Here is a 1,950-nt window from a genome sequence, read left to right as displayed (position 1 = left end):
GATATCCGATGCCTGCGGCAACCAGCAGGCCAAGCACAACGGCGATCGTGATCTTGATTGCCGACCAAGGGCGCTCTCCCTGAACCCGGCCGGTCCGGCCGTTCACCACGAAACGATAGGTCTGACCGCGATACTTATACGCCGCCAACCAGACCGGCAGCAGGATATGTTTGAACGTGACATCGCGCACATCGGTGTCCACTGCATGGATGCGTTGCCTGTCGCCCCCAATATCAAATCGCACGTCCCGCTCGATCACGCGGGCCATATGTGCGCGGGCCTCTGCATATCCATCCTTCAGCTCGACCGTATAGGCCTCGGCCCGAAAACCGGCGAGGTATTCTGGCAGGTAGGGTTCCAGAGCCGGGAGATCCCAAGGCTCCAGAGCATCCGTGTAAGCCTTGGGCAGTGACCTTGAGGCCAATACCAGCACGTCGTCAAAAAACCGCGCCACCCGGCCGGACTTGGGTGTCCAGCGGACCTTGGGCACCTGTTGTTGCACCCGTTTGCCATCCCGCATGACGGTGCGGGTTTCATAGTAGACTATGCCGCGCTCTCCGCGATAGGTCGATTTCGTATCGGCGTCGAAGGTCCAGTACGGTACATAGATGCCCTGCATCCTGCGGCCCTTGCGGGCATAATCCTTGAGCCCGTTCGGCGCGAACCACAGCCGCCCCAGCCAGTCGCTCATGGCTTTGTGGGCGGCGCGTTCGTCCAGCGCAAAGGGCAGAACGCCCTTCGGTTTGATATGCCGGTTCACCCCGGTGTCCGTCACGACCGGGGTGGCGCAGAACGGGCATTGTGCGGCGTGGGTGTTGGGATCGAATTCAACCTGCGCCGCACAGTTCGGGCAGGACAGAACCCGCGTCTCTTCGATTTCGCTGTCGGGCAGGCGGTCGGCGATGGCGGCGTCGAAATCCAGCTCGCGCAGGCTGGCGCCACCCCAGGGGCCTGCACCGATCGGTTCGGAATGGCCACAGTGATCGCAGATCAGCGTGCCGGATTTCGGATCGAACCGATAATCCGCGCCGCACTGGTCACATGGGAAACGATGTTCCGCGAAATCAGGCGAAGGGGTGGGGACATCAGTCATGATACGTTCAGTTCTTGAGAGGGAAATGGAGATAGTTCGCGCGGTCTTCCTCGGGCAGGACATGCGGCAGCATCGCAGCCTCGCAGGCCCCGATCGTTCTGAAATTGTCACGCCCCTCGGTCAGCGTCAGGCCGTGATTGGCCGCCGAGGGCTCGCGCGGGTTCGTGTCATAGTAGATGTCCTCGTCCTCCCAGAAACAGATCGGGCAGATCAGGTACTTTCCACGTTCCGAAAGGGTGACATAGTCGCAGCAGGGGCAGACGAAATGCGGTTCGGGACGCGCTTTGCGTCTGCCCTTTTTCGAACGCTTTTCCAGGCCGGTCATGCGGTGCCCTCAGGCGCCGGGCGGGGGCGGGGGCAGAATGGTGAACAGTTGCGCCAGTTCCTGCACCTCACCGGCCTTCTTCCAGCCGTCCTGACCGGGCGTCCAGACGTAGGTGTCGCGCGTGATCTCGCCCTCACTGGCCATGCGGCCCATCTTGGCCTTCGAGAACGGGCCGCTGGTCTGCCCGTCCACCGCGATGTGCCACACATGCTCGACCGGCGGCGGAGGGGGCGGGGCCACATGCGCAGACGGTTGCGGGGCAGCGGGCGCGGGCGACCCCCACGGGCCTGACGGCCGGCCCGCTGCCATGTTTGACATCTGGTTCGCCATCGCCATGCCCATTCCCATACCAAGGCCGGCTCCCATGCCGCCGCCTCCACTCGGGGAACTGGCTGCCGCCGTCATCGCCTCGGCCGCGGAATACTGGGTGAACTTGCCCAGATCTCCCGCCAGACCCATCGAGGTGCGCTTGTCCAGCGCCGCCTCGACTGCCGGCGGCAATGAGATGTTCTCGATGTAAAATTCCGGCATC

The 1,950-nt window shown here is 63.3% G+C and carries 3 protein-coding genes; all 3 read right to left on the bottom strand.

Going from position 1 to position 1,950, the window contains the following annotated elements; translation table 11 throughout:
* A partial coding sequence (locus AC2FNN_RS21505) for a TFIIB-type zinc finger domain-containing protein (protein WP_496760546.1) occupies nucleotides 1-1,093 on the bottom strand: 1,093 nt, incomplete at its 3' end.
* A gap of 7 nt (nucleotides 1,094-1,100) precedes the next feature.
* Complete coding sequence (locus AC2FNN_RS21500) at nucleotides 1,101-1,418, bottom strand: CPCC family cysteine-rich protein (protein ID WP_496760544.1); 318 nt, start codon at nucleotides 1,416-1,418, stop codon at nucleotides 1,101-1,103.
* 9 nt (nucleotides 1,419-1,427) lie between these two features.
* Nucleotides 1,428-1,950: GYF domain-containing protein (locus AC2FNN_RS21495; protein ID WP_496760542.1), on the bottom strand; the 523-nt coding region annotated here is incomplete at its 5' end.

The organism is Ruegeria sp. BHSA118 (assembly GCF_059613405.1).
Note: the sequence above shows the minus strand (reverse complement) of the source record. Positions and strands in the feature narration are given on the sequence as shown.